Source organism: Spirosoma terrae (assembly GCF_010435915.1).
Lineage (GTDB): Bacteria > Bacteroidota > Bacteroidia > Cytophagales > Spirosomataceae > Spirosoma > Spirosoma terrae.
In genome coordinates, this window is record NZ_JAAFZH010000025.1 from 52,131 (window position 1) to 58,130 (window position 6,000).

5 protein-coding genes are annotated in these 6,000 nt (G+C 37.6%); 4 read left to right on the forward strand and 1 reads right to left on the reverse strand.

The annotated features are described in order from the left end of the window. The first annotated feature begins 82 nt into the window (after positions 1-82). Both GK108_RS30305 and GK108_RS30310 read left to right on the forward strand, forming a co-directional pair. Complete coding sequence (locus GK108_RS30305) at positions 83-361, forward strand: helix-turn-helix domain-containing protein (RefSeq protein ID WP_163955350.1); 279 nt, start codon at positions 83-85, stop codon at positions 359-361. A gap of 8 nt (positions 362-369) precedes the next feature. Then, entirely contained in the window at positions 370-1,644 is a 1,275-nt protein-coding gene (locus tag GK108_RS30310) for a VapE domain-containing protein (RefSeq protein ID WP_163955351.1), read from the forward strand. Positions 1,645-1,721: 77 nt separating this feature from the next. On the opposite strand, the gene GK108_RS30315 is transcribed toward GK108_RS30310, so the two are convergent. Continuing rightward, positions 1,722-2,843, reverse strand: coding sequence for an EVE domain-containing protein (locus GK108_RS30315; protein ID WP_163955352.1), 1,122 nt, complete (start codon positions 2,841-2,843; stop codon positions 1,722-1,724). A gap of 997 nt (positions 2,844-3,840) precedes the next feature. On the opposite strand from GK108_RS30315, the gene GK108_RS30320 reads away from it, so the two are divergent. Beyond that, the gene (locus GK108_RS30320; RefSeq protein WP_163955353.1) at positions 3,841-4,620 is read left to right on the forward strand and encodes a hypothetical protein; all 780 of its coding nucleotides are present in this window, start codon (positions 3,841-3,843) and stop codon (positions 4,618-4,620) included. 390 nt (positions 4,621-5,010) lie between these two features. Next, entirely contained in the window at positions 5,011-5,994 is a 984-nt protein-coding gene (locus GK108_RS30325) for a DUF3871 family protein (protein ID WP_163955354.1), read from the forward strand. The last annotated feature ends 6 nt before the right edge of the window (positions 5,995-6,000 follow it).

Consider the following 6,000-nt stretch of genomic DNA (forward strand, 5'->3'; position numbering starts at 1 on the left):
GTAAGACGCTTTTTTACAGACCTTTGTACTATGGCCGCTGAAAAAATCAGGGTGGTTTTTATAAAGAGCGGTTGTAGAAAAAATGAACATAGAGTTAATAACACGTGCTGATCTCAATGAGTTGGCACAAAAGCTGGAAACCCAGATACAACGGGTGGCCCAATTAGGACAAGGCAGTGAACAAATCATTTATGATAATGACGATCTCAGCCTGAAAATGAAGGTAAGTAGTCGTACGTTACAAAATTGGCGGGATAGGGGGTTGATTGAATTCAGCCAAATAGGCCATAAGATTTACTACACGGATAAGGCTGTAGGTAAATTTCTAGAAGACAATAAGGTTAAATTTTGGGGAAAATAGTATATATAATGGTTATAGAAGATAAAAATAAATTATTAGTAGTAGGAGATATAGATAAATCGAAGGAAATAGCGAAGGTTGACAATCAATTTGAACAGATAGAGCGATTTCTTAGTCGAAATTATTCCTTTAGATACAATATTGTTAAAGGGCATGTTGAGTGCCTAAATACTGAAAACAATCGCTATGAGCCAGTAACAGATAGAATTGAATATTCCATACTTAGGAACGTCCGACGGAACCAAATCAAATGCGATGGGAATACGTTAAGGTCCATTTTACTATCGGACTTTAGCACGACCTATGATCCATTCTTGAGCTACTTTAAGGAATTAACAAAATGGGATGGAACCGATCATATTCAGAGTCTAGCTGATACAGTAGTAACAACTAATTCTGTTTTATGGGAAAAATGCTTAAGAAAATGGCTGGTGGCATCAGTAGCTAGTCTATTAAATCCAAGAGTAGTAAATCAAACAGTAATTGTGTTCTCTGGTAAGCAGGGCTTAGGAAAAACGACTTGGATGGAGAAATTAGTACCTGAATCGCATAAAGACTATTTGTTTTCAGGCACTGTAAATCCAGGCAATAAAGATACACTTATCAACTTGGCGGAGTGCTGGCTAATTAACCTTGATGAGCTGGAAAACCTTAACAGGACTGAGATTGGTTCATTAAAGGAAATGATAACCAAAAGTAACATCCGAATTCGTAGACCATATGGACATAACAACGAAAATTTGGCTCGAAGGGCTTCATTTGTAGGGTCTGTTAATGGACATCAATTTTTAACAGATACTACGGGTTCTCGTCGTTTCTTATGTTTTGAAGTTAATGATATCCAACACCAGCATGCCGTTAACATAAACCAAGTATATGCTCAAGCATTACAATTGTATAGAGATGGGTTTCAGTACTGGTTTGATAAAGATGAAACAGCTGAGATTGAGAAAAGTAATGATCAATATCATTCAAAATCGGTTGAAGAGGAGTTACTTCTAACTTACTTTAAATATGCCGATAATGAAAACGCAAAATTATACTTGACAACTACTCAACTTATTCAGCATCTGATAGAAAGAGGGGTACGCATTGACCAAAGAGCAACAAGAACGATGGGTATGGCATTACATAAACACGAATTTAAAAGACTCAAAAAAGGTGGTGTATACGTATATGCTTTAAACGAAAGAAGCGACGTGGAGATAGCTGTAGATACACAAAAAGAAAGAGCTATAGCACCAGAAGATATGCATAATACAATTCTAATCTCCCGAAATTAGGGTAAGATGGGTAGGTGAAATAGATCAAAATGAAATCGATCCAGCGGACTATATTTAGTTAGTTGGATCGATTTCATTTATAAATCAGCCTCTTCTGCATATTCTTCATATTCTTCTAGAACGGTATCTTTCATATATTCTAGTCGTTTTTCCTTAGAAAGTTCTTGAATGGACTCATAAGAGAGAAATGTGCACGATTCTGCTAATGGACCTCTGTCAAGAAATGCAAAAACAGGCCTCGATATTTCTTGGAACACTTTCTCTTTTCTATCAACAGGAGCAACAATATGAGCACTAATATTTAGGTTAGGTTGTAAAGCCATTAAATCCGCCATTCTTAAGATACCTGAATATATCAAGGTCGTATGTTCAACCTCAAAAGCTCGTACAATCGACCGCCCCCTGATCCAGAGAACATCAATATTTTCAATAGTCTTTAATGTAGCGTCATCGTAGTTGAGAGGTAAAGTGTCCAAAAGGACTTTTTCTTTGGGTTGCCAGATGTCTATTACTCTTTGTCGATCATTACGAGGTAGCCAAATTTTTAAATTCATTCTTTCTCCAATTTCAGCTAATAGAGCTTGGATTTTAATAGATTCCCTCTGAAATGATTGCTGTTGCTGTTTGGTAGGGTTGTCAGTTGCTTCCTCGTTATCAGGAATAGATACAGCTACCTGCTTACTATTTTGAGTCTTAACCGTTAGAGCTTTAAGCTTTTTCTTATCAGTTTCCCCAAAGGGGTAGACTACTGGATAATTTAACTGTTCGAGTAATATTTTTTCTAGATATTCACCATCCTCTTCTTCAATTTTTCGTAAGCTTCCACGAACCATACCAGTCCACGCCAAGCTCTTTTTGGGTAGCTGCTTTGTAAATGACAGATGATCCCAACAGATATTGCTATCAATCGGAATACCCTTCTCAAGCGGTAGGTATATGGTCGACTTTACCTTAAAACGGACTATATACGGATCACTAATAGGGACAAATATAGGATCATTGTCTTGGAAGGATTTACTGGTTACTTCTAATACGCCTACCCATCTTGACAGCTTGGTCACATAACATATTAACTTATCCCCTACTTCTAGCTTATTTGCTATCCCTTTTTGCCGTTCTCGAAACCCAGTAATATCTCGATTTGAGTTGATAAAAGCCTCATATGTACTAGGAGAAAACAAATCAATATAGTAATTCATTTGGCGTGGAAATGTATAATAGAATAATTAACATATGTATGATTAAAGGACTTTTTAAAGTTATATAGCTATTTCCCATTTTACAAAGAAGTTTTATACCTGCTATACAACTCACCAGCCTAAAAGATCATTGAATCGAATTATTTTCATCAGATTTAATGACTCGGGGACTTTTTTTCAATTACTAGTGCTTCAATTCAGTATATGTGTATATGAAGCTACCCGGTTTTGATTAGCTCCCTGGTCCTAAATCTGTTGCTATGTGCCCCCGGCGGTTGATGGCCAGAAAAATTTCAGTGCATTAATAATTAGTTATGTATATGTTTTCTTAGCCGTACTAAAAGCATTGCTTTTTTAAGCCTTTACTCATATGAAACATTATAGCATTTTTTGCACTTGCCGTTTTTATAATCGTTCAGGGTACGTCGTCATATAAAAGTGGACAAAGTGCTTAAATGTCTCTCTTCTGCTTTCACCCGCATCTATCCACTTTTAGCTGATAATATAACCCAGAGAGAGCCTATCATCAGGTGCAGGGTAGACTTTCATGCTCCCTTGTAATCTCAGAGAACGATTAGATACTGTGTGAAGGGTAAGTTGAGTACCTAGAATTAGAAATACTCGTAGTCTATCTGCGGGTATTTCTCTTTGTGATAAATTAAAGAGAAACTGTATTGTTGAAGACCTCTTGAGATTCGATACTTGATAGTAAATTTTTATATTTGGCTTTCCAAGCAAACAAACCTTTTTATAGCATAACCGAATTTACTAACATTTTTCAATAGCGTTGAGCTTCTAATCCTGCGGCCTGAAAGTGTCCAAATCTTAAGTACAGCAGGGAAGTGAAGAGCAACGCCTACAATCTCGTAGGCGTTGGCTTTGCTTTGCTGTACAGGTGCTGGACACACCTCAGGCTGCAAGCAAGTCTCGTCTACGTTTTTTTATGCCTATACAGTTCATTACACCACATACTTCAATTTTCAAAACCGACAATTCAATGAAGAAAACATTCACTCTAAGGTTCGTTTGTCTATTTATACCCATCTTGACTAATGGTCAGTTCCTGATTGGCTACACTAAATCGGAAATTAGTCAATACTACAGCCAACATGCCCCCACTTCTGCTGTCTCTTACGGTCAAGAGCAGGCGGGCAATTTCATTAAAGTACTTGATAGTCAGAGCTTAGTTAAGTATTATCTCGACAGTCATTCAAACTGTTATATGGCGAAGTTTTTCCCGAAAAGTGCATCCGTAACCAAACGTTTGTTCGCAATACTTAATGCTAATGGGGAAGTTATTGTAGATGGCTATCGCTGGCGTTTATCCGATAACGAACCTTCAGTGGATGTATTTAAGATGGCTGAGTCACCTACTGAATTCAAAATTGTATCTACCCAGCTTGCTACGTACGTAGATAATAAAATTATGACGAGGTCTGTACCCCAGCAAGGTAAGGTAGATTGGGAAGCTGTAAACCGTACTCCTGTCTATACGAATAATGGAGATTATTACTCGGCCTATCAGATAGTTGACTTTGCAAAGCAAGTTAAGTTCACAGTTCATGGCTTGAGCATCGAGCAATTCGAAAAGGTAATTCTTAAGGTTGGCCAAGCTGGTATTGAGCAGTTGAACCGAGATGCGGCCTACAAATGCTACAAGGAGAAAGATGTGATGCTACGTCGTTATACCGAAAAGTATGGTCCTGCTCCCGCTGCTACTTTGGAGCGCTATTGCACATTATTTACTATGCTGGTGATAATCGGCGACAACTTTTAAATGTACGTAGTAGTGATATTACACAATAACCTTTTGGCAATAGTAATCAAAATCAACCATAAAGTGCATTTAATTATGATTACTATTGCTATTTGCATATATGCTTTTATTGTACAACCCAGTCTCAAGAACTCGCCCCCCCTTCTATTGAGATCTGCACTACCCCCACTGATTCCATTAATTAACTTTGGCTAGCAGAATTTTAAAATATGTGTTTCCCATTAGGCGTACGCCTATGTTACTATTTTCCAGGGTTTTTACGCTAATTCAAATCCGCTCAATCAGATATTATATTATAGCATTTTTGCTTGTATCCAGCACATTGCTGTAATCATTGTACAACTAACTACCGTAAATCAGTCAATCTAATGTTTAACATAAATTAATACCATGCAAACACAAAACCTGTTAAAAGCTGAGGCTTTGGAAGCCACGGTAATCAATCAAGCCTCTTCAAACGAAGGGGCTTTTATTTTGGCTAACACTTTACCTACGACCTTGTGGGAAATTCAGCAACATCACATTATTCCAGTGTATAGTAAGGATAATGAACCATTGATTAGCCACGGAGATTTTATTGAAGCTACTACTGAATCGGTTCATCGGCTTTTTCCGCACGAAACTATTCTTAACCCAGTAATTAGGGTTTCTCATCCCATTAAAGGTAGAGTTCCAACAGCGAGGAATAAACCAGCCAAAGACTTAGAGGAATGGGAAAAGACGCTCTATTACGAACGAGCTGCCTTTGTTATTGAAATCCCATCGTTATATGAAACCATTGATGGTAATACACTATCCCTAACCATTGGTGGAGTCAAAGCGTATAATCTCGACAGTTTGCATCAAAGGAAAGGCGTGGATGAACACTTTAAACTGTTCATTGGCTTCCAAAATAAAGTGTGTACGAATCTTTGTATATGGTCAGATGGATATGTTGCTGATCTACGAGTGAAGACGATTAATCAATTGAAAAAAGCTATTGTTGACTTAGTAGTTCGTTATCAGGCAAAAAAGCAACTAGAGTGTATGAGTCGATTGATGGATTATTACCTGACTGAGCATCAATTTGCTCAACTCGTGGGGCGGTGTCGCTTATACCAATATTTACCACCTGTTCAGAAGAAGAAAATTATCCCTTTACTATTAGGTGATTCGCAAGTCAATACAATTGCTCGCGACTATTACCACGATAGCTCTTTCTGTCGGAGCGAAGATGGATCTATCAGCTTGTGGAAGATATATAATCTTTTCACTGGGGCAGTCAAGAGTAGTTATTTAGATACCTTTCTCGATCGAAATGTTAACTCATTTCATATCAGCCAATTACTCTTAGAAGTAGTACAAGGAAGGAATAATAATTGGTTCTTGCAGTGATAGCCG

Bases quoted from the DNA above. Each gene is read 5' to 3' on its own strand.
- GK108_RS30325 (WP_163955354.1), top strand. From the start codon at position 5,011: ATGCAAACACAAAACCTGTTAAAAGCTGAGGCTTTGGAAGCCACGGTA.
- GK108_RS30305 (WP_163955350.1), top strand. From the start codon at position 83: ATGAACATAGAGTTAATAACACGTGCTGATCTCAATGAGTTGGCACAA.
- GK108_RS30315 (WP_163955352.1), bottom strand. From the start codon at position 2,843: ATGAATTACTATATTGATTTGTTTTCTCCTAGTACATATGAGGCTTTT.
- GK108_RS30310 (WP_163955351.1), top strand. From the start codon at position 370: ATGGTTATAGAAGATAAAAATAAATTATTAGTAGTAGGAGATATAGAT.
- GK108_RS30320 (WP_163955353.1), top strand. From the start codon at position 3,841: ATGAAGAAAACATTCACTCTAAGGTTCGTTTGTCTATTTATACCCATC.